Annotated in this window: 23 protein-coding genes; 19 read left to right on the top strand and 4 right to left on the bottom strand. The window is 39.1% G+C overall.

The annotated features are described in order from the left end of the window. The first annotated feature begins 109 nt into the window (after window positions 1-109). On the top strand, window positions 110-331 hold the full coding sequence (locus IEE83_RS07400) for a hypothetical protein (protein ID WP_194119969.1): 222 nt from the start codon (window positions 110-112) through the stop codon (window positions 329-331). 68 nt (window positions 332-399) lie between these two features. Here IEE83_RS07400 and IEE83_RS07395 read toward each other — a convergent pair whose 3' ends face one another. Then, the gene (locus IEE83_RS07395) at window positions 400-1,107 is read right to left on the bottom strand and encodes a LytR/AlgR family response regulator transcription factor (RefSeq protein WP_228101713.1); all 708 of its coding nucleotides are present in this window, start codon (window positions 1,105-1,107) and stop codon (window positions 400-402) included. A gap of 32 nt (window positions 1,108-1,139) precedes the next feature. After that, window positions 1,140-2,621 (bottom strand): sensor histidine kinase, encoded by a 1,482-nt coding sequence (locus IEE83_RS07390; RefSeq protein ID WP_228101712.1) that lies wholly within the window; start codon window positions 2,619-2,621, stop codon window positions 1,140-1,142. 175 nt (window positions 2,622-2,796) lie between these two features. Here IEE83_RS07390 and IEE83_RS07385 point away from each other — a divergent pair, with 175 nt between their 5' ends. After that, on the top strand, window positions 2,797-4,080 hold the full coding sequence (locus tag IEE83_RS07385; RefSeq protein ID WP_194119968.1) for an aminotransferase class V-fold PLP-dependent enzyme: 1,284 nt from the start codon (window positions 2,797-2,799) through the stop codon (window positions 4,078-4,080). Window positions 4,081-4,144: 64 nt separating this feature from the next. Here IEE83_RS07385 and IEE83_RS07380 read toward each other — a convergent pair whose 3' ends face one another. After that, the gene (locus tag IEE83_RS07380; RefSeq protein WP_194119967.1) at window positions 4,145-4,486 is read right to left on the bottom strand and encodes a cupin domain-containing protein; all 342 of its coding nucleotides are present in this window, start codon (window positions 4,484-4,486) and stop codon (window positions 4,145-4,147) included. 159 nt (window positions 4,487-4,645) lie between these two features. Here IEE83_RS07380 and IEE83_RS07375 point away from each other — a divergent pair, with 159 nt between their 5' ends. From IEE83_RS07375 to IEE83_RS07295, 17 genes are all read left to right on the top strand, one after another. Next, the gene (locus IEE83_RS07375) at window positions 4,646-6,703 is read left to right on the top strand and encodes a beta-L-arabinofuranosidase domain-containing protein (RefSeq protein WP_310588482.1); all 2,058 of its coding nucleotides are present in this window, start codon (window positions 4,646-4,648) and stop codon (window positions 6,701-6,703) included. A 601-nt stretch (window positions 6,704-7,304) separates the two neighbouring features. Further along, complete coding sequence (locus IEE83_RS07370; RefSeq protein WP_194119966.1) at window positions 7,305-7,946, top strand: response regulator transcription factor; 642 nt, start codon at window positions 7,305-7,307, stop codon at window positions 7,944-7,946. A 220-nt stretch (window positions 7,947-8,166) separates the two neighbouring features. After that, complete coding sequence (locus tag IEE83_RS07365; RefSeq protein WP_194119965.1) at window positions 8,167-9,054, top strand: oxidoreductase; 888 nt, start codon at window positions 8,167-8,169, stop codon at window positions 9,052-9,054. A gap of 95 nt (window positions 9,055-9,149) precedes the next feature. Then, on the top strand, window positions 9,150-9,968 hold the full coding sequence (locus IEE83_RS07360) for a helix-turn-helix domain-containing protein (protein WP_228101711.1): 819 nt from the start codon (window positions 9,150-9,152) through the stop codon (window positions 9,966-9,968). Between the two features lie 298 nt (window positions 9,969-10,266). Then, window positions 10,267-10,935 carry a hypothetical protein gene (locus tag IEE83_RS07355; RefSeq protein WP_194119964.1) on the top strand — a complete coding sequence of 223 codons (669 nt, stop codon included), beginning with the start codon at window positions 10,267-10,269 and terminating at the stop codon, window positions 10,933-10,935. A 62-nt stretch (window positions 10,936-10,997) separates the two neighbouring features. Further along, complete coding sequence (locus IEE83_RS07350) at window positions 10,998-13,829, top strand: T9SS type A sorting domain-containing protein (RefSeq protein ID WP_194119963.1); 2,832 nt, start codon at window positions 10,998-11,000, stop codon at window positions 13,827-13,829. A 235-nt stretch (window positions 13,830-14,064) separates the two neighbouring features. Continuing rightward, window positions 14,065-15,018 (top strand): bifunctional helix-turn-helix transcriptional regulator/GNAT family N-acetyltransferase, encoded by a 954-nt coding sequence (locus tag IEE83_RS07345; RefSeq protein WP_194119962.1) that lies wholly within the window; start codon window positions 14,065-14,067, stop codon window positions 15,016-15,018. A gap of 628 nt (window positions 15,019-15,646) precedes the next feature. Beyond that, complete coding sequence (locus IEE83_RS07340; protein ID WP_194119961.1) at window positions 15,647-17,152, top strand: glycosyltransferase family 39 protein; 1,506 nt, start codon at window positions 15,647-15,649, stop codon at window positions 17,150-17,152. 234 nt (window positions 17,153-17,386) lie between these two features. Beyond that, a complete protein-coding gene (locus tag IEE83_RS07335) occupies window positions 17,387-17,896 on the top strand; it encodes an alpha/beta hydrolase (protein ID WP_194119960.1) in 510 nt (169 codons plus the stop codon). A gap of 226 nt (window positions 17,897-18,122) precedes the next feature. Then, window positions 18,123-18,578 (top strand): GNAT family N-acetyltransferase, encoded by a 456-nt coding sequence (locus IEE83_RS07330; RefSeq protein ID WP_194119959.1) that lies wholly within the window; start codon window positions 18,123-18,125, stop codon window positions 18,576-18,578. Then, complete coding sequence (locus IEE83_RS07325; protein WP_194119958.1) at window positions 18,575-19,060, top strand: peptide deformylase; 486 nt, start codon at window positions 18,575-18,577, stop codon at window positions 19,058-19,060. The genes IEE83_RS07330 and IEE83_RS07325 overlap by 4 nt, the downstream gene beginning before the upstream one ends. Window positions 19,061-19,127: 67 nt before the next feature. After that, a complete protein-coding gene (locus IEE83_RS07320) occupies window positions 19,128-19,340 on the top strand; it encodes a hypothetical protein (protein ID WP_194119957.1) in 213 nt (70 codons plus the stop codon). Then, entirely contained in the window at window positions 19,330-19,743 is a 414-nt protein-coding gene (locus IEE83_RS07315; RefSeq protein WP_194119956.1) for a putative toxin-antitoxin system toxin component, PIN family, read from the top strand. The genes IEE83_RS07320 and IEE83_RS07315 overlap by 11 nt, the downstream gene beginning before the upstream one ends. 26 nt (window positions 19,744-19,769) lie before the next feature. Further along, the gene (locus IEE83_RS07310) at window positions 19,770-20,657 is read left to right on the top strand and encodes an alpha/beta hydrolase (RefSeq protein ID WP_194119955.1); all 888 of its coding nucleotides are present in this window, start codon (window positions 19,770-19,772) and stop codon (window positions 20,655-20,657) included. Between the two features lie 97 nt (window positions 20,658-20,754). Then, entirely contained in the window at window positions 20,755-21,186 is a 432-nt protein-coding gene (locus IEE83_RS07305; protein WP_194119954.1) for a hypothetical protein, read from the top strand. Between the two features lie 49 nt (window positions 21,187-21,235). Further along, window positions 21,236-22,129, top strand: coding sequence for a DMT family transporter (locus tag IEE83_RS07300; RefSeq protein WP_194119953.1), 894 nt, complete (start codon window positions 21,236-21,238; stop codon window positions 22,127-22,129). Between the two features lie 126 nt (window positions 22,130-22,255). Continuing rightward, window positions 22,256-24,424 (top strand): S9 family peptidase, encoded by a 2,169-nt coding sequence (locus IEE83_RS07295; RefSeq protein WP_194119952.1) that lies wholly within the window; start codon window positions 22,256-22,258, stop codon window positions 24,422-24,424. 122 nt (window positions 24,425-24,546) lie between these two features. Here the strand turns inward: IEE83_RS07295 and IEE83_RS07290 are convergent, their stop codons facing one another. Then, on the bottom strand, window positions 24,547-25,548 hold the full coding sequence (locus IEE83_RS07290) for a bestrophin family protein (RefSeq protein WP_194119951.1): 1,002 nt from the start codon (window positions 25,546-25,548) through the stop codon (window positions 24,547-24,549). Between the last annotated feature and the right edge of the window lie 45 nt (window positions 25,549-25,593).

Here is a 25,593-nt window from a genome sequence, read left to right as displayed (position 1 = left end):
TACCTGTTTTCATACTAAAACTTATTCCGGAATCTCTTCTTGCTAGTCTAATTTAAAACCATTAAAAACTAGACATTTTATCAATGAGGCAAAATTTCCTCATTCAAAAATGAAGATTACCCAAAGAATAATCGGCTATGTAATCCCTGTGGTTTATTGGCCTCGTAAGTTTATCTATCCAAATTATTCCAGAGGAACAATTACAGTCAGACTTGACAGTCAACCCGCCACTGAGCCGGATAGCCAAAGAGAGAAATCAAAAGTGGTGCCAGAAAATGGGATAGGAAGAAGTGCGGCAACGGAAAATCGTTTTGGCGAAAGAGGAAAATGATAATGAATTGAGAAGGATTTTGATAGGATGACAAGTTCAGGAAATTGCAGGTTACAATCAGATATACTTTACAAAATGACACCGGAGAAATAATTCGTTACATCTTCTGAAAACATACTGCCAACAGGAATTACACTTTTTCCAATGTGCAATTGATTCCGTTCAATTTTGCTGACATGATTTTTTGAAACAATGAAAGACCGGTGTACGCGAATAAAATCAGTTTCCGGTAAAAGGTGCAAAACTTCTTTCATAGTAAGACGGGACAAAATTTTGTCATTTTGCAGCATAAAAACCATATAATTTCCCGCACTTTCAATATACAGGATTTCATTGTAGAATACTTTTACCTGTTCAAAACCAGATTTGATAAATAGAAAATCTGGTTTTTGATTCAAATTTTTTCTACGAAATTCCAATACCTCTGCGGCTTTATTACAGGCTTTTATAAAACGTTCGGAAGAAAATGGTTTGAGTAAATAATCGATAGCATCCAGCTCATAACTTTTAACGGCATGTTCCGTATAGGCAGTGGTGAAAATAACAAGCGGCTGACTATCAAGTAATTTTAATAATTCAAATCCTGAAATATCCGGCATTTTAATATCCAGAAAAATCAGGTCGACAGGATTTTGCTGCAAATATTCTATTGCGTCAAAAGCATTGACAAAACTGGCCTGTAAGCTTAAAAAGGAAACTTTTGCTGCCAGCGATTCAATAATTTCTAACGCAATAGGCTCATCATCAACTGCAATCGATTTAATTGTTCCATTCATTTCAGACTATCGTTTCAAAATAAATATAGTATCTAAAAACTTAAAGTAAGGTGTACAAAATATTCTATCTGTGATTCCCTGATTTGTAATTCATATTTCTCGGGATACATCAATTCCAGCCTTTGTCGGACATTTTCCAAACCAATTCCTTTATGATCACTTTCCGGATCTGGCTGATTTTTGACATGAATACTATTGTAAACATCCAGTTCAAGTTTGCTTTCCTGACACCTTATGGAAATATTGATCCATGAACGATTCTGCAAACTTATTCCATGTTTGTAAGCATTTTCGATAAACGGAATCAAAAGCATGGGCGCAATAGAATGCTGACATGCATTTTCGGAAATATTTACTTCAACCTTGATATTTTCCGACTTTGCCAGGCGCAGATTCTGCAAGTGAATATAATCTTTCAGATAATCTATTTCGCGTGCTACCGGAATTTGGTCCAGATTATTCTCATAAAGCATAAACCGCATCATATCTCCAAGTTTTTGAATTCCCTCAGACGTCCGTTCCGCACGCTCCTGAATAGCCGTTCCGTATAATGTATTCAGTACATTAAAAAGAAAATGAGGATTGATTTGTGATCGAAGAAATTGTAGGTCGGCCGAAGATTTCCCCAACTCTGTTTTGAGTGAATATAGCTGTTGAAGCTGATCTTTATTTTGATTGTAAATAAACAATGAGAAAATAACCGCTATCGCAAAAACAAGAAAATCCATTGTTATAAATGCCATCGGCGGCGGAAGTTTGTCAATACCTTTTAAAAAGATCATTGAAACAAATCCTGAAAGAATTAATACAAACACGAGCCTGACAACATAGGCCATGATCTGATTAGGATCTTTGTGATAACGTGGGATTAAAAAATATAAGTTAAAAACATAAACGAAATAACCACATGGAAACACACCGAGCCAGAAAGGGCCAAAATCGTTATTATCGCTCTTGACCAAAACAAACAGAACTACCACCCATATCAAGAAAACTACAACGACTTCCCGTACGATTCTTGCACGTAAATTCTGACTTTGATTATCTACAACCAGATAAAATAAAATCAGGTTTTTAACAATTGTGTAGGCTAAAAACAATAGAAATATTTTGAACGTAATCGGGACACAATTAATAAAACTTTCACCAAAGGAAGGATAAGTCAGGAAGTTGTCGTAACGATAATAACTGGCGTATACCGTTGTTAGAAATGCAAATGTGAATAGCAAAAAAATGGCAATAATATTCCATTTTTTCCGTGGCTGATACTTTGGGAAAACCCAGTTGTTAAGAAAAATAAAACAAAGATATAAACCGGTAGCAACCGAAATTTGTGGTAAAAGATGATAGGTGTAATAATCGTACAGCAAACCTTTTTGTGCAAATAGCTGTGTCATCTCCTCAATATAGGCCCGGTGCGGCTGTTTTGCGGAAAAAGCATTATCCAGAAATGTATAAATACTGAAAATCCAGCAAAGTGTTGCCAGCCAAAATTCAATCAATCGTAGTTTCATATCTTATTTTTTTGACAATGTTATGGTGGTAATTTTCATCAAAAAAATATTTGTGACGGAAACCTCATTCCATGTGACGAAAAGAAAAAAAGCCCAAAATCAGCAGCATTTGTTTAAATTTAAATGCCTGCATTTTCCCTGCATCCGCATCACTCAATCACTCCTGTTATATTCTATGAAATTCAAATCTACATCTCAGAACGCAAGAAGAAATTTCCTGAAAAATCTGGGAACGGGCTCGCTTGCAGCTTTATCAATTCCGGCAATATGGAATCCGGAACCTGTTGTTGCCATGCCGGTACATCATTCCAGTATGTTACCCGATGAAAAGTTCTGGACACAGATTAAAAAGCAGTTTGCCATACCACCGAACCTGATCATGATGAACGCAGCCAATCTTTGTCCTGCTCCTTTTTCTGTTAATGAAAAAGTCACAGGCATAATGTCTGGTTTATCAAAAGATGTGTCATTTCAATACCGCAAACAATTCACGGAAGGCAGAAAAAATTCTATTGCTGCATTAGCTGAATATACCGGCGTTGGTGCCGACGAAATCGGGATTACCAGAAATACTTCCGAAAGTAATAATATTATCGTAAACGGACTGGATCTGAAAACTGGTGATGAAATTATTTTATGGGACCAGAATCATCCTTCCAATGGTATTGCCTGGGAGGAACGGGCAAAAAGATATGGTTTCAAAGTGAAAAAGGTGACAGTTCCGGAAAATCCTAAATCGCAGGAGGAGCTTGTGAAACCTTTCAGGGAAGCGATAACTCCGCAAACAAAACTGATTGCCTTTTCACATATTTCAAACACAAGCGGTATTGCGCTGCCTGCAAAATTGCTTTGTGAACTTGCCGGAACTAAAAATATTCTATCCTTTGTTGACGGCGCCCAGTCTCTTGGCTCTACGGATCTGGACCTGAAATCGATGGGTTGTGATTTCTATACCGGAAGCACGCACAAATGGTTTATGGGACCTCTGGAAAACGGGATTTTGTATATTAAAAAGGATAAAATGCCTCAGCTATGGCCGAATATTATAAGCGTTGGCTGGAAGGACAGCAGCAATACAGTGGATGAAAAGTACTGCGCATTAGGTCAGCGGAATGAAGCGACACTTGCCGGACTTATCGAAACTGTAAATTTTCATAAAACCATTGGTAAGGCCAATGTTGCAAACCGGGTTGTCCAGCTGAATGATTATTTGAAGGAGCAAATCAGAACTAAAATTCCTGCCATAACATTCCTTACGCCAATTTCGCCGGAACTGAGTGGCGGCATTACCAATATTAATCTGCCCGGCAAAAAACCTGCCGAAATCAGCCAAAAACTTTACGATCTGCATGGCATCGCAACAGCACCAACCGGCGGAATCCGGATTGCACCACACATTTATAATTCATTAAGTGATATTGACAAGCTGGTCAGCGCTTTGCAGACACTGGCTGTTTAGATACCAGCAATAACGGTCAAAATCGAAAATAGAATATTTTAAAGATTGTGACCGCTTTTACAAATCAGGACTGTTGTTTTTCTAATGCTACAAAATCTTCACGAACCGGGGTGAAGCAGTCAATTACCTTACATTCAGTTAAAGCTTTGGCTGAATGCGGTGCCATTGATGGTATGAACGCCGCCATACCTTTTGTCAGTAATTGTATTTCTCCGTTAATATTGAATTCAAGCTCACCTTCCAGAACGTGGCAGCACTGTTCGTGAATATGACTGTGCTCCGGTAAATCTGTACCGTTTTGAATTGTAAAATAGCCAAAAGTCGAGTTCTCCGTATGTGCCAGCGTACCGGAAATGCCATCCCATATCTGCACAACTTTACCCGAATTGAAATTTATAAATGCCATGACAAATTGCTTTAATATACTTTGTGCAAAGTAGCAAAAATACAAATGTGTAATCAGAAGAGATGAAATATAAATGAGGACGACTAAATCCACCGTTAGATATTATCCTATTCTGGCTTTTTTCCCTAAATTGGACTTTGGCTTTCCTAAATATTACGAATGAGTTCGCAAACGACAAAAAAATATACGCTGGCACTTTTCCTATCCGGTTTTTCCATTTTTGCTTTTGGGCAAATGCCAAAAAAACATATTCAAAACGCGAACTATGTAAACAGCCGTGCTCCCTTGCGTCAGAATACGTATCTGGAATTGCCTTTGGGTTCAATTAAACCGCAAGGCTGGCTTAAAGAAATGCTTGTGCGCCAAAAAAATGGTGCAACGGGAAATCTCGATAGCCTATATCCGCTTGTCATGAACCAGAGAAATGGCTGGCTTGGAGGCGATGGCGATCAATGGGAACGTGGCCCATACTGGATCGACGGACTTTTGCCGCTGGCGTATATTCTTGACGATAAAGATTTGATTGCCAAAACAAAACCCTGGGTAGAATGGGCCATAAACAGCCGTCAGCCGGATGGATATTTTGGGCCATCTAAGGATTACGAAAGCGAAGCAGGATTGCAAAGAGATAACAGTCGTGACTGGTGGCCGAAAATGGTTATGCTGAAAATCTTAAAACAGTATTATTCCGCGACGGGCGATCAGCGGGTTATTACTTTGATGACGGAATATTTCAAATATCAACTCAAAGAACTTCCAAAAAATCCGCTTGACCACTGGACTTATTGGGCCAAATTCAGAGCCGGAGATAATCTGATGGTCGTGTACTGGCTGTACAATATTACAGGTGATAAATTTTTACTTGATCTTGGTGACCTTCTTCATAAACAGACTTTTGATTATACAAATGCATTTTTAAACACCAATCTTCTATCGACATCGGGAAGCATTCATTGCGTAAATCTGGCGCAGGGAATCAAGGAGCCGGTAGTCTATTATCAGCATCATCCGGAACAAAAATATCTGGATGCAACAAAAAAGGGTTTTCAGGATTTGCGAAAATTTAACGGTCTGGCGCACGGTTTGTACGGCGGCGACGAAGCCTTACATGGTAATAATCCAACACAGGGATCTGAATTATGCAGCGCAGTTGAAATGATGTTTTCCCTGGAAAGCACGCTGGAAATTACAGGAGATGTTGACTATGCGGATAAAATTGAAAAAATCGCTTTCAACGCATTGCCAGTGCAGGTAACAGACGATTACATGGGCAGACAATATTTTCAGCAGGCCAACCAGGTTATGGCAACACGTCTGATGCGGAATTTTGCTGATAATCATGGAGGAACGGATCTCTGTTACGGATTGCTAACGGGTTATCCGTGCTGTACTTCAAACATGCATCAGGGCTGGCCAAAATTCACACAAAATTTATGGTACGCTACGGCAGATCAGGGTGTTGCTGCTTTGGTTTATTCTCCCAGCGAGGTAAAAATGAAGGTCGCGAATGGAACGGAAATATCATTTAAAGAAGAAACAAATTATCCGTTTGAAGAAAATATCAGATTCACTTTAACGACTGATGAAAAAGTAAAAGCACTTTCTTTTCCCTTTCACCTGCGTATTCCCGCATGGTGTAAAACGGGCGTAATTAAAGTGAATGGTAAGATCATTCAGGAAAGCAAAGGACAGCAAATTGTAAGAATTAACCGTCAATGGAAGTCTGGTGATGTGGTAGAATTATCGTTGCCCATGCATATTTTCCAGAACGAGTGGTTTGAAAATTCTATCTCCGTTGAACGCGGCCCGATTACTTATGCATTAAAAATCGGTGAGGAAAGTAAAAATATTGTGAATGAAAAAGATCCGGTGGATTATGGTAAATCTTACATGGAAATCCGTCCCACTACACCTTGGAATTTTGGAATTTTCAAAGTCCCGGAAGAAAAACTGGATGATCTTTTTAAGATTGAAAAAACTGGTGTAACGACAAATTATCCATGGAATCTTGAAAATGCGCCACTAATTATGAGATCAAAAGCAAGGCGGATTCCATCATGGAAACTATACAACGAAATGGCCGGCCCGATTCCCTTCAGCAAGATTTACAATATGGAAAACAGCCCCGAAGAGGAAGATATAATTCTTGTTCCCTATGGCTGTACCAAACTGCGAATTTCTCAATTTCCTGTTATAAATCGGACGAAAAACAGGTAAGATGATTCTTTCGAATAATTCTAAATCTGGTTGGAAAAGGTTACTAAATTGATTTCCTATAAATTATTACATATCTTTATAATAGATATTTCTCACTTTACTTAATTTAAATTATCATGAAAAATTATTTGAAACCGCCTCATCTTAACCCTCTCAGAATAGCTACACTTTTTTCATTTAAATCTCTGGTTTTCAATAGTAAAATCTATAACTGGACTTTAATTTGAAGTAACTCAAGCAGCATAAATAATTTAGCGGCATAGGTCTTGTCTGACGTCAGGATGATGCCACTTATATTGCTTTCGTATTTGTAATTCGGATCACTGGTCGAGATTGTCAATTTATTGCCAATTATTTCCGGGGGACGGAAATTTTTTGTCGCTGTAAATGAAGCATTTTACTGCCTGGTTACAGACAGCATATTATGGTATGGAAAAAGCTGATGAAATGATTAATTCTTCATTTCATCGGAATGAATGCTGCTGACTAACCATCAGTTTGAAATTATAAATGTTGCGCATGACTCACCTTACGGCATTGTCGTAGAGACTGAATAGCATTGCAAGTGCCAGCTTAAAAATTTAAATAACCCCTCTTTAAGATGATAACTATTGCCCTCGTGGATAAACATCCGGTTATGCGTATCGGCCTGAATGCTTTACTCAAGGATAACTTCAATGATATATTGATCCTGGAATCATCCTGCATGACCTCTTTTCTGAAAACCAATGCAAAAAGTGACGTGACAATTCTTGGAATTAATCCTGATTCCAACGCCGGAAATCTTCGTTTTCTGAACAATCTAGATAATAAAGATGCATTTGGACCAATCATTGTGTACGACGAAGAGCCCCGCCCCTACCTGGCAATTTCATTTTTGAAGGCTGGTGTTATGGGCTATCTTTCCAAACAAAATGACGAATCAGAATTGATCGAATGCATTACGGATGTATTGATTGGAAACCGGTATTTGTGCAAAGAAATTTTGGGCACAAACCGTGATGTGTCCGCCTTTGAAAAAACGACCAGGTTAAAGGAAAACAGCAATCTCACTTTCCATGAATATGAAATAGCCCAATATATTTGTCAGGGTGTAAATATTTCTGAAATCGCACAAATCTTTGACAGAAAAACGTCCACGATCAGTACTATTAAAATGAGAATCCTCAAAAAACTGAAAGTGAATAATGTTCTGGAACTGCGCAACCTTATGCTGGTTAATGAGACAGGAACATGCAGCTGAAAACTTATAACCAAAGTAGGACAGAACACTAACCAGAATTCAAACGTTTATAAATGCTCGGTAATAATTCGAGTCATCATCGTCAAAAAATGGGTTATCACGTCTAGAAATTATTTTAGGATCAAAAATTGAGCTTTTCAACAAAATAATCTGAGCTTTTGAACAAAAAGATCGTTGGTAATCCACTCTACCTTTGTCTTACAAAATAAAAACAGAAACAATGACAAAGGTATGGTTTATTACAGGAAGCTCCCGCGGATTGGGACGTAACCTGACAGAAGCAGTTCTTGAAAAAGGAGATAAAGTTGTAGCAACCGCCAGAAATACGGGACAATTAAATGATTTGTTGGAAAAGTATCCCGAGCAGATTTTCCCGGTAAAACTTGACGTAACTAACCTTGAAGAAATTTACCAGTCTGTCGCCGATGCCACAGCTCATTTCGGCAGAATAGATGTATTGGTGAACAATGCAGGATTTGGAATTATCGGCGCCGCAGAAGCATTTACGGATGAGCAATTCAGAAGTCAGCTTGATACAAATTTATATGCGCCTATTGAAATTACCCGTGCCGTTTTACCGCATATGCGCAAGCAACGTTCCGGACGAATTCTGCAAATAAGTTCCATTGGCGGACGTGTAGGAAATGCGGGTTTAACGATGTATCAGGCGGCAAAATTCGGTCTGGGTGGTTTTAGCGAGGCTTTGGCAAAGGAAGTTTCTCCATTGGGAATTTTTGTAACCTGTGTAGAACCAGGCGGATTTCGTACAGATTGGGCTGGCGCATCTATGAGTTATGCTCCTAAAATTGAAGGATATGAAAAAACAGTGGATCAGAGAGCCGACTTTATTTCAAGCGGCAATTTTATTCCGATGGGTGATCCGGAAAAGGCAGCCAAAGTAATGGTTGACCTGATTGAACACCCCGAACCTCCCGTTCATCTGGTATTAGGAAGTGAAGCCATAGGCATCTTAAAACTCGCCGACGCAGCCAGAACCGCAGAAATGGAAAAATGGTTGTCAGTCAGTATCTCCACAGATCATCATGAGGCTGTTAATTTCCTGGAAACCGAACTTGGCAAGCAATTTACAGAGTCAGCGGAAAAATAAATCTTTCAGTAAAAAAATTTGTTGATGAATAGTGATTGGCGGCAGGCATTCAGTTCCGGCTGAAATCAGAAAGCCGATCACTATTCTCATCATGCATGATCAATATGAATGCTTCTGAAAAAGACAAAAGATTTCCGCATATTTTATACTCCTGTTACTCTCACAAAAGCGGAGAGGGAGAGCAATTTATAGCAGACCACATTTTCGGTTTTATTATTTCCGGTGAATCCGAGATGTATCTCAACGGAAAAAATTATCTTTTCAAAGCGGGTGATTTCCGGTTTCTGCGTAGAAACCAACTGACAAAATATGTAAAACTTCCGCCTGTGGGAGGAGAGTATAAATCCATTTCCATATCCATGGATCAAAATACCCTTCGCAGTATCAGTGAAGAAAATAATGTGACAGTGGATAAACCCTATACCGGCGAAAACGCTCTGCTTTTAAAACCTAACCGTTTGTTCACCAATTATATGGAATCATTGTCTCCATATCTTAACGGAACAACAGAAATCAGTAAAGGGCTTACCTCGTTAAAAGTTAAAGAAGCAATTCTGATTTTGCTGGAAACCAATCCCGAATTGAAAAATATTCTGTTTGACTTTACCGAACCCGGAAAGATTGATCTTGAAGCTTATATGAATGAGCATTACAGATTTAATGTAGATCTCAACCGTTTTGCCTACCTCACAGGCAGAAGTCTGGCTGGCTTTAAAAGGGATTTTGATAAAATATTTCACATTTCCCCAAACCGCTGGCTGCAACAAAAGAGACTTGACGACGCCTATTTTTTGATCAAGGAAAAAGGTCTGAGATCATCCGACGTCTATCTTGAAGTCGGTTTCAAAGACTTTTCACATTTTTCATTTGCCTTTAAAAAAGCGTTTGGAATATCACCTTCCAGATTAGCCTGATCAGGTTTTGTGACGTCTGATTGATTCGTCCAGTAATATTAAAAACAGAAAACCACTGGTTAGATCCGGTGGTTTTCTGTTTTTGACCCACCCAATTAAACAGAGATTTTACTACGATATCTACAAAGAAATTACTACACAAGGCATCGGCTTACTCTACAAATAGATACTGTTTATCAATCTACATTTGTGCTAAAATAATGAGACAAGGGAATCATATTTATTTTATAACAATATATAAAATACCTTGTCTGTCAATAAGATACAATTTCAATCAAACCTCATCTATTTTACTCAAATGACAAGAAAACTACCATTTTCTAAGAAACATTTTGCAGTTACATTGGTATCTGCAATCATCTTTACATCATCAACGTTATTCGCTCAGGTGAAAATCGGAGCTAACTCTACAACCATTGGAGCTAACTCAAATCTTGAAGTTGAAGCTACAAACGGCAACAAAACGGCAGTCACAAAAGATGCCGGAAAACTTGTTGTTGATGGCAATGCACAAATAAAAACCTTACCAGCCGCTGCCTTGACTGACAAGAGTGTTGCCGCAGATGCCAGTGGAAATCTTACTTTGAGAAGCAACATAACCATTGCACCTCTTGGATTATTGACAGGCTCTACCCGTTATACAAGTGATCAGGTTAATGTTGCAGTTAATGCCGTGAGAACCGGTAATGTTGTATGTCTTGAAGGCAACATTAACGCTTTGGTAACATTAGCTCCAAACGAAAACGGAAACGAATTCAGAATAGCGCTTATCCCTGCTGGTTACACACCCAGAGTTGTACAGCAAGGACCAAGCGGAGGGAATTTCGGACCTCAGCACGCTGATGCATGGGAAATTTACACACCTATCATTTACACAAACGGAGCCGTAGGATTTTATCTTCCTGATGCAGAATTCACTGCCGGACACAATGTCTCTTTAAACGGAGTATGTTATATAGTTAATTAATGCTGTACCGACTTTCCAAACCGAAAAGAGGAAAATCATTATAGACTTATAACGCAACAGAAATGAAAATATATAAAAAATCTTCCAGCACCTTATGCAGGTTTTGGATAAGTTCAATATTTCCCTTGCTGGGATTACCACTATTTACCAACGCCCAGCAAGCAAGCCAGGGAAATACGACTGTTTTCGGTGGAGCAGAAATTACCGTTTTCGGAGCTCATAATTTCCTTACCGGCGGTAGTGGCACACAGCCTGGTATTATCAAAACCATACGGACTTCTCCTTTTGGCATATTAAGATTTGGTCCTGCTGCTACACAAACTGCCGCAGATGATGCCAATCATGTAGATGGTTACGTTTCTAAAATTGGTAATGCTGCATTCACTTTCCCTACCGGAAACGGGACTGATTTGCGTACATTGAGTATTTCTGCTCCGTCCACCGTCACTTCACAAGTTACGGTTGCCTGGTTTAGCGGAAATCCGGGGACGGTCAGCGATCCTTCGGATGCATCAACGCATAGTATTACTTCTCTTGGCGGTTCATTAACCTCGATAAGCCAGGCTGGCTTCTGGGACTGGATTCCGGTGGCAGGGACATTTTCAGGATTAAATATTACAGCTTCCATTCCGGATCTGACCTCCTACTCAGCTGCCGCCAATCTTCGTCTGGCAGGATGGAATGGGTCACAATGGGTAAGTTTAAGTACAAACGGCAATGCCACCGGAAATACAGAAGGAAGTACAATAACAGGAACGATTCCCGCAACAGGGACTATTTCTGCACTTGCTATTGGAAGTGTTTCGCCACTGGCAGTTGATCCCGTTACATTTGCGTGCAGTACCACTTCCTACCAGGTTGTTGGTGAAGGCTCATTTTCAAGACTTTACGAATATAATATTGTTACGGGTGAAAGAAACAGCGTCGCCCTTCTGGATCATTATGTGAATGCGATCGGATTTAACAATGTCGATAATCTTATCTGGGGATACGCACCAAATACAAATGAGGTCGTACGGATAGACGCCGCAGGCACAACAACCCCATACATCATTCCTGATCTCCCGCAAAGTGCTTATAATGTAGGGGATGTGTTGAATGGAGGCTATTTATTTCTCTATGCACAAGGTTCAGCCAGTTATTATGTTGTAGATATCGATCCGTCACGCACCGCGACTTATCTTAAACTGGTAGATCCCACAGCGGCTTATGCATTGGAAGCTGCTCCTTTTGGAACAGCAATAACTCCAATTGGAATTACAGACTGGAGTTACAGTCCACAGACCGGACTATTCTACACTTTACAAAATGGTTCAGCTGCCATTACAACACTCAATCCGGCAACCGGCCAGCTTACCATAGCGTCGACACCCGTGACGGGTGCAGATATTACGAGCGATGCGGCTGCTTTTGGAGCTACTTTTCTGGATAATGCAGGTAATCTTTACGCCTTCTCAAACGGTTCCGGGAAATTCTACAAGATTAATCTCGCTTCAAACACGGCCACATTTATGTCAACTTCTACACCATCAGGTGCTAATGATGGTGCAAGATGCAATCTGTCGGAGGTAACGCCAGCAGTTCCTTTTTCATGTACCACCAGTTCTTATCAGGTAGCGTCGACAGGATCATCCGTACCTTCAACACTTTATCAGTACAACATCACAACGGGTGTGCGTACCTCGGTGGCTACACTGGACCGTTACGTCAATGCAATTGGATATAACAATGTTGACAACCTGATGTGGGGATATGCACCCAATACAAATGAAGTTGCAAGAATTGACGCATCGGGCGCAGTAGCGGGTTTTATAATTCCAAATCTGCCCAAAATATCGTATAACGTTGGAGACGTCATGAATGGTGGATATTTGTTTTTATATTCTCAAAACAACGGGAGTTTCTATGTGGTAGATGTCAATCCTGCACGCCCGGCTACCTATCTAAAACTGGTAGATCCAACGGCTGGTTATGCGGCAGAAGTAGCACCGTATGGTACCACAATGTCAGCACTTGCAATAGCTGACTGGAGCTACAATCCAAAAGATGGCTTGTTCTACGCCCTGCAAAGTTTTACAGCAATATTGGCCACACTTGATCCGGCTACGGGAACAGTAACCAGGAAAACAGATGCACTTACATCAACCGGAGCCAGTATTACCGGCGACGCACAATCTGGTTTTGGAGCTACTTTCCTTGATAATGAAGGTAATCTTTATGTCTTTGCAAATGGCAGCGGAAATTTTTACCGGATCAATGCTGCGTCCAACACAGCGCTGTTGATGTCAACTTCCATTGCTTCCATTGCAAATGACGGCGCACGCTGTAATTTGGCTGCCCCGATTCCGCTGCCGGTAACACTTGTTAGTTTTACTGTGGAGAAAAACGTATCAGAAAGCCCTTTCGCATTGCTGAAATGGACAACTTCTTCCGAAACTAATTCGGATTATTTTGAAATTGAGCGCAGTGAAACCAGTAAAAACTGGAATACCATTGGAAAAATAATTTCCAATGGTGAAAGCAGTGCAACTCTAAGTTATTCCTTTAAAGATACGCAGCCAAAATCAGGAGAAAATCTTTACCGTTTACGCATGGTAGACAAAGATGGTACTTTTGCTTTCAGCCGTATTCAAAGTGTAACTTTTGATGAAACAAGTTCAGATTTGTCAGTTTACCCAAATCCATCGACTGATAAATTATATATCCGGGATTATAGTACTGTAAAAAATATTACGATAAGCAATCTTAACGGAACACCAGTTTACCAATCAATATCGTTTGCGTCTGGCAATGGTTTTATTGATCTTACCAACTTTCCACAAGGAATGTATTTTGTAAAAATATCACGTGCTAATGGTATTTCAACTACTCATAAAGTACTGATTGCCAAATAAAAAAAACTATTTTAGAAAAGCAGGAATCACAAAACCCTTCCAATTTTATTGGAGGGGTTTTACTTTAAATGCCAAACAGAAATATTCCCACTTTTAATAACTGAGCGTTTTGAATAACATTAACCAGATTAGTGTTTAGTCCAAATCTTAAAATTAGAATATCAAAAAAGCAAAAGATTTTTTGATATGAAAGTACTTTTATATATTTACAAAAGTACTTTCATATATAGTCACTATGTCAGATCAAATCACACAAATCGGATTTCTTGCCGGAGCAACCAGATTTCGCCGGATCAGTGAAAAATTGCATGTTGACGGAGACAAAATTTACAAAGACAACAATGTCGATTTCAAGGCCAGCTGGTTTTCTGTTTTCTATATCTTATCAATCTCAGAAGAGGCTAAAACGGTTGTCGAGCTTGCAGAGGAAATCGGTTTTTCTCATATTACGGTTAAAAATGTAGTCAGGGAATTGGAGACAAACGGACTGGTCACCGTTGTTGAACATCCAAAAGATGGCAGATCAAAACACATTTCAATTTCTGATGCCGGGAAAATACTTTTAGAAAAGCTGCGCATAATCTGGAATGATTTCTCCCTCGCGCTCAAACAAGTTCTCCACGCCGGACATCCGGATTTCCTGAATATTATCAACCGGATTGACCATGCTATATATAAAACCCCGATTCATGAAAGAGCAAAATTGATAGGTAAAGATGAGCCGCTGTTAATTCTGGATTACAAACCTTCCCTAAAAAAATATTTTTACGATCTGGCAGGAAACTGGCTGCTCGGTGTATTAAACGGTGTTTTGGAAGAAGAAGACCAATACACCCTCCACAACCCTGACAAAGCGTACATCGAAAAAGGTGGTTTTTTATTTTTTGCAATGTACCAAAATAAACCTGTCGGTGTGGTGGCCTTAAAACGTCTCAACGAAGACACTTTTGAATTTGCTAAATTATTTATCGATCCGGAAGCGCGTAAACTCGGTATTGCAACTAAGCTTATTGAAAGATGTATCTCCCGCTGCAAAGAAAATAATGTAAAACAGCTTTGGCTCCAAACCACAATGTCAATGCCGCAAGCACATAAATTATATTACAAATTAGGCTTCAGCGACCAGATGGCTCCACCTCAAATGGACGTTTTAAAACGAACGGAGAAGATCATGGTCATGGAAATGTAAATGATTCAAGTTTTACACCTTATGCCATAATTTTTATTTAAATAATTGTAAAACATATATTTGAAACTCCTGTTTTACTTTAATAATTACTTAGTATTTATCTTGGTATAGTAATTTTTTATTATTCAAATGATATTTATTTTCCACCTCTTACAACGTTATTTCCCCTAAATGGTGTCCTATACCTAACCGCGGAAAATAAATGGCTTTCAATAGACCTACGGAAATTGATTTAACAATTAAGATTCACAATGGCCATATTTCACCACAAAAAAATTATAAGAATTGTAAATATTAATCTTCTAATGGTTACATATTCTACACAAATTCATAAATTTGTCTGACAAAAACGAATACTCACCCTCAATAATAAAATTTGAAAACGTACTTACTTCTGCTAAATATAATACTGGGAATTCTCTCTCATTTGAATAAATCAGTCATTTGCCAAGGCTCATATGTGTATCGAAGCCAAAAATTATTCAACAACCCTAAGATTTAAAGTGCCATTGCCAGTTACCGATAATCATCTAATAGCTGCATATCTGTGACTCTGGTTAATAATAAGTTAAGCCCTGGCAAACTATTTGTTCCAGGTACCCTTTAAAAGAACCTAGCCCTGCACAAAATGATATTTTATAACTGGATAAGAATAAATTTGTTTAAAATTTCGGCAGCGATCAGCTTACTTTCTTCCTTGATTTTAATTATTATTAAGGTCTATTTTTCTACGAGTTTTCTTCCGGATATATCTGGAAGTGAAGCGAGTACTATTTTCCCAATTCAGTTTCTTACGGATAACCGACCGATATATACCGATCCGGAATTGGCTCCGTTTCGTTTTACCCAATACACACCTTTATATTTTTTTATCATCAGTCTGTTTTTAAAAATTAACGGCTGGCTTCCAAATGATGTGCATAAGGTTTTTGTAAGCAGCCGGTTTGTTTCCATTATGCTTACAGTTTTAGCGTCTCTCTCCGTGGCGTTTATCCTGACCAGATTGACAAAACGAAAGAGGATAACCGGAATACTAACGGCATGTCTTGTATTTCAGATTCTGGCCTTTTGGATATTAACCAGCTCCCGGCCCGACAGCCTTGTCGTATTACTTACTACATTATACGTAACTGTTGTTTTTAAAGCAATAACATCTGCATCTAGGAATGATTTATGGTATATCCTTGCTATTTTTATTTCTGTCATGGCATTTTTCGTAAAACAAAGTGGCACCATACATGCCATCGCGCTCGGTCTTTTTTGTATTTATGAAAGTCAGTGGAAACTTTTGGCAAAACTAATTCTTGCGGGAGTGGCATTCTTTGCACTCTATCTTGCTATTTTACCTATAAATTCGATCCCTGTTTTCTTTGCAAACATTGTTGGTGGAGTCGAAAATTCCATCAGCTGGGACTGGTTTTATGACTGGACATTAGAAAGATTTCTACTACAATTTGCTCCGCTCATTATTTTTAATTTCATCATTACATTTTATTCCCTGACTAATCGGGAATCGGCATTTTACCGCTTCCTGGCCATTGTCAGTTCCATATTCTTTTTATTTGCCACTGCCACAGCTTTCAAAGTGGGTGCAGGAGTTGGGTATTATCAGGATTATCTGATCATTGCAGTTATCCAAATCACGCTGTTTTTCACAGAACCAAAACGGACAAATTTATTTAAATCAAACATACTACGAGCACTTCTTGCCTCTTATCTGGTCATTGTCGCCGTTCATTGCACGCTTTTTGTATATATGGCTTATCATAAGCAGCCTCATAGTTTATATACTGATCAATATTTTAAAGAAAGAGAAGTAGCAGAATTTATTACCAATGAAAAAAAATTGACCGATAAAGAATGGGTATATGTTTGTGATGCAGATAATTACCAGAATGTTTATCTTAAACACTTCTTGTTTAGAAATATATTGCTGCCTTTTACCGACGTTGTTTACCTTGCCGACAGAAACAAGATTTTCGATTTTCAGAATTTCAGAAACATGGTAAAGGAAAAAAAGATCAGATTTGTTGTGGTAAAAAGCGGTGATGTTCCAACAAATGTTCTTGGCTACGAATTTCAGGGTTTGAAAAAGATCAAGACGATTGATAAGTACGATGTTTACGAACAGTAATGCCATTGGGCATCGTTAAAGACATATCAATTTTTCTCTGATATTTAAACGGATTTTGTATAAAATTCCAAAAAACTGTCTATTTCAAATGTCGCGAATCATTTTTGGCAAACTGCTGATTATAATCATTTTGCATCTACGGGTATTTCAGCTCAATCTGTCAAACAGCTGGTTCAGGTTAAAACCGACAGCCTGAATTTGTTTGATAGCACAAGAAAACGGCAGGTTCCGGTCATGCTTTATTTACCTAATACAACAAAAATCAGAAAGCAAAAACTGGTCATTTTTAGTCATGGTTATTATCAAAATATGCCTGGTGGGAATAAACAGGCATCATATCTGACCGAAAATCTGGCCTCTCACGGATATTTCGTTGCCAGTGTCCAGCATGAATTACAAACAGATGACCTAATTCCGGCAACAGGAATTCCGCAAGTTGTGCGACGACCATTTTGGGACCGGGGAGCAGATAATATTTTATTTGTGATCAATGAAATAAAAAAATCTTATCCGGATCTAGATTTCAAAAACATAACATTAATCGGACATTCGAATGGCGGAGATATGACGGCTTTGTTTCCACAAAAATATCCAGGTATAATCAGTAAAATAATCACGCTGGATAACAAAAGAATGGCTTTACCCCGAATAAAAAGTCTGAAAGTATATTACTCCGTTCAAGCGATCAGTCCGCAGATGAAGGTGTGCTGCCATCGACGGAAGAGCAAAACCAATTTGCGATAACCATTATTAAACTGCCTGATACCATTCCTAACGACATGGACAATCATGGAACAAAAGCACAGCAAAAAGAAATAAATGACTATGTTTTGCGATTTTTGAGCGAATAACTTTTTTGTGAAAACGTTAAGCTTACCTGCAAAAAAAAACAGAAAACCAGATAAAGGATTTCGTTAAATTTATATTTTTGTTTTCTCTCAAAAAGATTACTTTCAGTCAGAAATATACTATGCTCAACCTGGTCCGAACCAACTCCGACGATAATGACTTCATCGCACTCGTGAAAAAACTTGATGCCGATCTGGCACAGAGAGATGGCGCTGATCATACATTTTACTCCCAGTTCAACAAAATTGATAAAATAAAACACGCCGTCGTGGCTATTGAAAATGACGAACCTGTTGGCTGTGGTGCGATGAAAGAATTTATGCCGGACAGCATGGAAATGAAACGCATGTACACCGCACCACAAGATCGCGGTAAGGGAATTGCAACTGCTGTTTTGACAGAATTAGAAAATTGGGCAGCCGAATTGTCCTATACAAAATGTGTTCTGGAAACGGGGAAAAGACAGCCGGAAGCAATCAAACTTTATGAAAAAAACGGCTATAAGAGAATTCCTAATTACGGTCAGTATATAGGAATAGACAATAGTGTCTGTTTTGAAAAAGAATTGAAAAAATGAAAGGCTTAAATGATATGCTGCAATTGGGGCATCCGCTTCTTTATGAAGTTTGTGAACCCGTTTTACAAACAGAATTGCCAATGGTAAAAAAATGGGTAGCCGATCTGGATAATGTTATGAGAGAAATCAGGGCAAAATATAATTTTGGCCGGGCTATTGCGGCGCCTCAGCTCGGAATTATGAAAAGGCTGATTTACATGCAAATCGATAAACCGGTTATTTTTATCAATCCTGAATTTAGCGAATTAAGTGATGAAATGTTTGAGCTTTGGGACGACTGTATGAGTTTCCCCAATCTGTTAGTCAAAGTAAAGAGACATAAAAGTTTGACAATCAAATACCTTGATGAAAACTGGCAGCCTCAGGAATGGAAAATGGCTGATGATTTATCAGAATTACTGCAACATGAATATGACCATTTGAATGGCATCTTGTGCACCATGCGAGCGATTGATGATAAATCGTTTAAGTGGCGGGGGTAGGGAAATGGTTGTGGATGGATATCCAAAAGAATATTATTATATTCGATCTAATTAATCAAAGAAAAAGATGAATACTATAAGAATAGATATTTTGAATCCAAAAGCTGAAAAATTATTAGAGGATCTGGCTGACCTAGATTTAATCGCTATTCAGGATTCATCAAAAAATGGCTTTGCATCTATTTTGGAAAAACTTAGAACAAAGGCTAAAAATATCCCCTCACTTGAAGAAATAACAGCGGAGGTGGAATTAATAAGAAGCCAGCGCTATGCAAAATAATGCTGTAAGAATCATCTTGGATACCAATCTTTGGATAAGCTTTCTTATTACAAAGGATCTGTCTAAACTTGATGACATAATATTTTCAAAACGGGCTATCCTGATTTTCAGCTCGGAGTTACTTGAAGAATTTCTAGAGGTTGCTCAAAGACCAAAATTCCGACGTTTTTTCCCTCAAAAGGATGTTGAAGAAATTTTAAAAACAATTGAAGAGCATGCCGAATTTGTGTTTGTAACTTCAAAAATAGAAGTTTGCAGGGACCCCAAAGACAATTTCTTATTGGGGCTATCAATAGATGGCAGCGCGGATTTTCTTCTTACTGGCGACAAAGATTTGTTAGACTTAAATCCTTTTCAAAATACTTCAATTATTACAATTTCCGAATTTCTTCAAAACAATTAATACGGGCAAATTACCTAAACACTTATATGAAATCTTTTCCAAACAATATCTTAAAAGTAAGAATCAGGATAGTATTTTTTCTAACACTTACCTCATTCATAACCAACGCCCAACAAGCCAAAACCATAATCCCATTATGGAAAAACGGCCCTCCCGATTTCGAAGTAAAATCAAAAGAGGCCGAATCTGCCAAGGATTATTGGGTGAAAAATATTCACAATCCCTCTCTTCAGGTATTTCTCCCGCCCGCAGGAAAAGCCAACGGAACAGCGGTTGTGATTTGTCCTGGAGGCGGCTTCCGATTACTTGTTTATAACGCCGAAGGTACGGAGCCAGCTGAGTATCTGGCCAAACTTGGCATTACGGTTTTTGTATTGAAATATCGTCTTCCAAGAGAAGAAGGCTCTCCATATTCATTGGAAAAGCAACCTCGTGAGGACGGATTGCGGGCTATCCGGCAGGTTAGAAGCCTGGCAAAAGAATATGGAATTGATAATAACCGCGTTGGAATGCTTGGATTTTCCGCTGGTGGTGAGGTTGTTGCAGCCGTTGCCTATGAATCAGGAAAAGGTGATGCGGCCGCAAAAGATCCCATTGACCGCTTAAACGGAAAACCTGATTTTCAAATGCTGATTTATCCAGGACCTCTGGGAATTCCGGATGTTGTTCCTCAGGATGCACCGCCTGCATTTTTGCTCGCCGCAAATGATGACCCTTGCTGCTCAGTCACTACAACAAGCTTACTGGTAAAATATCGTGAAGCGAAACGTCCGGTGGAAGCGCATTTGTACACAAAAGGTGATCACGGATTCAACATGGGAAATCGCTCTCCCTGGCAAAGTATTAAATCCTGGCCGCAGCGCATGGCAGATTGGTTAGGTGATAATGGTTATCTCGAAAAGGCTAAACCCTAATTGTTCAGTTTTAAAAAAGATCAGTTTATTCTGTTAAAGCTTGCGGCATATTTTTTCTATCTTTAAGTAACTGATGCTAACTTACAACAGTATGGGAATGACAAAACTTTCATATTTAATATGTCTTTTGTTTCCATTACAAATTCTTACATCCTGTAATGATGATACAGATAATGGAGTTTGTAATGCTGTATCGAACATTTCAGCAGATCCCGCCTGTCAAACGGGTAGCGGATTGAAATTAACAGCTGAACGTAACGGTGACCAAGTTGGAATTGAATGGATGATTTATGCCGTAAAAGATTCTGCTGCAAAGGGATATACCGAAACCGATTTAAAAATCCATGAAGTAACTACTACGCAGATAACAGTGCCCGATAGCATTTTAAAGAGGTATAAGACACTGATTGTAACAGCAGATGTAAATTGTTCAGGTTTGATTAAACATTCAATTCACTACTCTTTTGTACCTGCAATTTCCTCAACCGGCACTTGTAAAGTTTGGAAATTGAGCGCTCCTATCAACTGATCAGCTCGTTCAAGTCTGATAAAATTAAATTCCCGGATAAGTCATATTAATGAGAAAAGCATTTCTACAATTACACAGCGCCATCCTGCTGGCAGGTTTTACAGGAGTTTTTGGAAAGCTGATAACGCTTAATGAAGGATTGCTCGTCTGGTATCGAATGCTGATTTCAGGAATTTTACTCTTACTGATTCTAACATCATCGGGAAAACTTAAAACAATTTCGATAAAGGATTTTGCGCGCATCGCACCTGTTGGCTGCCTGCTCGGACTGCATTGGATATTTTTTTATGGTAGTATTAAGTATTCCAATATTTCGGTCGGGGTAGTGTGCTTTTCACTGACTGGATTTTTCACTGCTGTTCTTGCACCGCTAATTAATAAAAGGAAATTTGTCTTTTCCGAGCTTTTTCTCAGTAGTCTGACACTACTGGGAATCGCATTAATTTTCAGTTTTGATTCCAAATATCGCCTTGGAATAGGTCTTGGCGTTATTTCTTCACTGTTGGTCGCGTTTTTCACAATAGCCAATGAACGGCTCGCCCACGTTTATAAAAGTGAAACAATTACCGTCTTTCAAATGATTGGCGGAAGTATTGGTTTGGCGGTTGTCATGCCATTTTATCTGCATTTTTTCCCGGTTGCTACCATGCTGCCTTCTTGGTCCGACACCGGTTATCTTGTCTTGCTTTCTTTATTTTGCACTGTACTTTTATATATGCTTTTAACGGAAGCTTTGCACAAAATCCCTGCTTTTACGGTGAATCTTAGCTTCAATCTTGAACCGGTTTACACCATAATCCTAGCCATTTTTCTTTATAAAGAAAACCGTGAACTCAACTGGGCATTTTACGCCGGACTCGGATTAATTATACTTTCAGTAGTATTACAAATGGTCAAAGTGATTTCCGACAATAAGAAGTCGCAAGCGCTTATTTTACCTTAATTCCCGAACTTTGAAGTGGATTAATAGTGCCAATATCCGTTTTTTTATTAATCGATTTCCCGCAATTTGTCTTAAATTGTTTCATTAACTCCTGATTACTATAATACGTTATTTAAATTCTACCTTATGAAGAAATTGTATGTTTTATTTCTGATCTTTTCCATTTCCGGACTTGCTCAGGCGCAGCAAAAAGAAAAAATCAAAGTCAGTGATTTGACAAAAGTGAAGCAGGTCGGCAACATTGCTATCTCACCGACAGAAAAACAAGCCATTTACACACTTTTAACTATTGAACCTCTCCCCGACTCTCCATTCGAATACGATTACCGCACGCATCTTTACCTGGTTGATCTTACAAATAAAAACGAACCTGTTGCTTTGACACACGGCACAGAAAGTGCGAGTGCTCCGGAATGGTCTCCGGACGGCAGTAAAATCGTTTTTTCCAGAAAAGTTAAAGACAAAACGCAGCTCTTTATTCTTCCCGTTAATGGTGGTGAAGCCTGGCAGCTATCAGATTTGAGCTATGGTGCCTCTAATCCAAAATGGTCTCCTGATGGAAGTAAAATCATGTTTTCGACCAGTCTTTCGATGGGAGAAATGTTGAAAGACTCCGTATTAAATCCTGGAAAAACGGTTCCAGTCTGGTCCATGGAAAAGCCTGGTTTTCAAAATAATAACTTTGTAAAAAAAGATAAATCCATCAAGGCAAATCCGGATGGAACCCTGGCGGAAATTCGTGCTTATCTGGATAAAGATGTGGAGGACAAAAAAGCCAAGGTGATCAACCGGCTTAACTTTCAGGGAGAATCTACAACTCAGCCCGAGCTTACTTTCACGCATCTTTACATGATCGAACCAAAAGAAGGCGCAAAAGCAAAACCGGTTACAAAAGGATTTTATAGCTATGGACAAGCGATCTGGACGCCTGATAACAAGATTATTCTTGTCACACAAGGTGACAGTCTGCAACATCCCGACCGCAGCAAGGCAAGCAGAATCATGAGCATGAACGCCGACGGAAGCAAAATATCCGTTCTTCTGAGCGATCCTGCTTACAGTTTCAGTCAGCCAACAATTTCAAAAGACAACAAATCTTTGGCTTATATCACTTCAATCGCGGCAGTGAAACCAGCCACGCTGGATCAAGGTCATATCGGAATATTAACATTGGGATCAGGTTCAAAACCTTACATTTCCAACTTTGACAGGATTGCTTCAAACCTTACCTGGACTGCCGATAGCAAATCTCTTTACTTTGCAGCAGCTTCCAATGGCGGTTTTCCAGTTTACAAATTAACTTTATCAAACAAGAAAATTGATCAGCTAACCGGTTATGACACGGGTATTAACAGTTTTGATATTTCTGCAACTGCCATAGTTTATTCCAAAACGGAGGTTGCTGATCCTTCTGAACTTTACACGGCCGATCTTGGCTTGAAAGCAGAAGTCAAACGCAGCAGTCATAACACTGAATGGCTCAAAGATAAATTGCTAAGCTATCCGGAAAAATATACGCTGAAAAACTCCAAAGGGCAGACGGTCGAATACTGGATCATGAAACCGGCGAAAATCGAAGCTGGTAAAAAATATCCGTTGGTATTACAAATGCATGGCGGACCTACTGCCATGTGGGGACCGGGAGAAATTTCCATGTGGCATGAGTTACAGTTCTTTTGCGCGCAGGGATACGGGGTGGTTTATGCAAATCCTCGTGGATCAGGAGGTTATGGGCTTGATTTCATGAAAGCTAATTTCCAGGATTGGGGAACCGGTCCGGCGGAAGATGTTTTGGCAGCAGCAAGTATGGCGGTTAAAGAATCATGGGCAGATACAGCTCGTCAGGTTATCACAGGCGGTTCTTATGCCGGTTACCTGACTGCCTGGATTGTTGGTCACGACAACCGTTTCAAAGCAGCACATTCACAACGCGGAGTGTATGAATTGACGACGTTTATGGGCGAAGGAAATGCATGGAGTCTTGTACCCAATTACTTTGGAGGTTATCCCTGGCAGACAGAAATTAAAAAAGTAATGGATGCCAATTCTCCTCAGACTTTCGTAGAAAATATTCATACGCCACTTTTGATCAAACATGGTGAAAACGATTTGAGAACAGGTGTTATTCAAAGTGAATTGTTATACAAAAGCTTGAAAATACTTGGTCGTGATGTGGAATATGTACGTATGCCAGGCGGAACGCACGAGCTTAGCAGAAGCGGAAATCCACGTCAACGTATCGACAGAATTCTAAGAATTTACGAATTTTTTGAACGGTACGTAGGAGAAAAATAGCGAAGAAATTTGAAATACAATTTGATAAAAAACAAAAACCCAGTTATCTCAAACAGACGAGATAACTGGGTTTTTGTTTTCTATTTTTATGATAACTATTGAAAAAAAGCACGCTTAGACCACTACATCAAAATTTCATTTCTGGCAGCAATTGGCGCCGGTAAATCTTTCTGACCGAGCATTTCCCGCAGATCTATTTCAATAGTCCGGCTCATTGATGTTATCGGAACATCATTCGGACCGCCTTCAAAAGGATTTTCTGTACTTTCTCCAACCTGTTCAAGAGAAGTAAAAACCCAGGAAACAATAACACTGAAAGGAATATTTAGCCAGATACCATATTCTCCCAATTTGGCAAATTCGTTCATCAAACCAAAGGGAATTAAAGCCACCAGCAAACGTATAAAAAAGAGATTGATACTGGCAAACTGACGCGGGTATGGAAAATTTTTAATACGCTCGCTTTTTCCCTGATGATCATACAGATCCTTCAAAATATTTTCCAGTTCAACATAACACAAGCTATCCAGATTTCCACTTTCGTTCAATTTCTTCAATGCATCAGATTGTAGTGCGATAATCTGGGTTGCACGATTTTTTGTGCTCAGGACATAACTGATTTCTTCTTCCGATAAAAATGGTTTTAACTCATCTCCAAGATTTTTCTCCCACTCCTCAACCGTATAATTAGCCTGGAATTCAATATTATAACTTTTCGTTTTAATATTTTCCCAGGATTTTGATTCTCGTAATTGAAAGCGAAAAGCTGTTAACCAGGCGATATGGCGGTAAATAATCTGTTGATGAATTTCCTTTTGACTGTCATCCTGCGTTCTGATATAACCTTTAACCATAATCCCGAGCGTCCGGCTGCTATTGACAATCCCGCCCCAGATCTGCCGCGCTTCCCAAAGACGGTTATAAGTCTGCGTATTTTTAAATCCCGCAATAAAGGAAGTCGCCGTACCGATCAGCGCGATAGGAACCCATGGAATTGTCAGCCAGGTAAAACCTGCCAATTTGAAAAGTAAAGTTGGAATGATTGCCCAAAGCAGCAGCCAATAAATCGTTCGGCGCGTCCAGAGCACAAACGTTTTTAATTTGTAGTGACTTCCAATATTCATGTGATTAATGATTTTGTCTGTGGTAGAAGACAATTTTTATTAAAA

Source organism: Dyadobacter subterraneus, assembly GCF_015221875.1.
Lineage (GTDB): Bacteria > Bacteroidota > Bacteroidia > Cytophagales > Spirosomataceae > Dyadobacter > Dyadobacter subterraneus.
The sequence above is the reverse complement of the archived record's forward strand: the minus strand, read 5'-3'. Positions and strand labels throughout refer to the sequence as shown.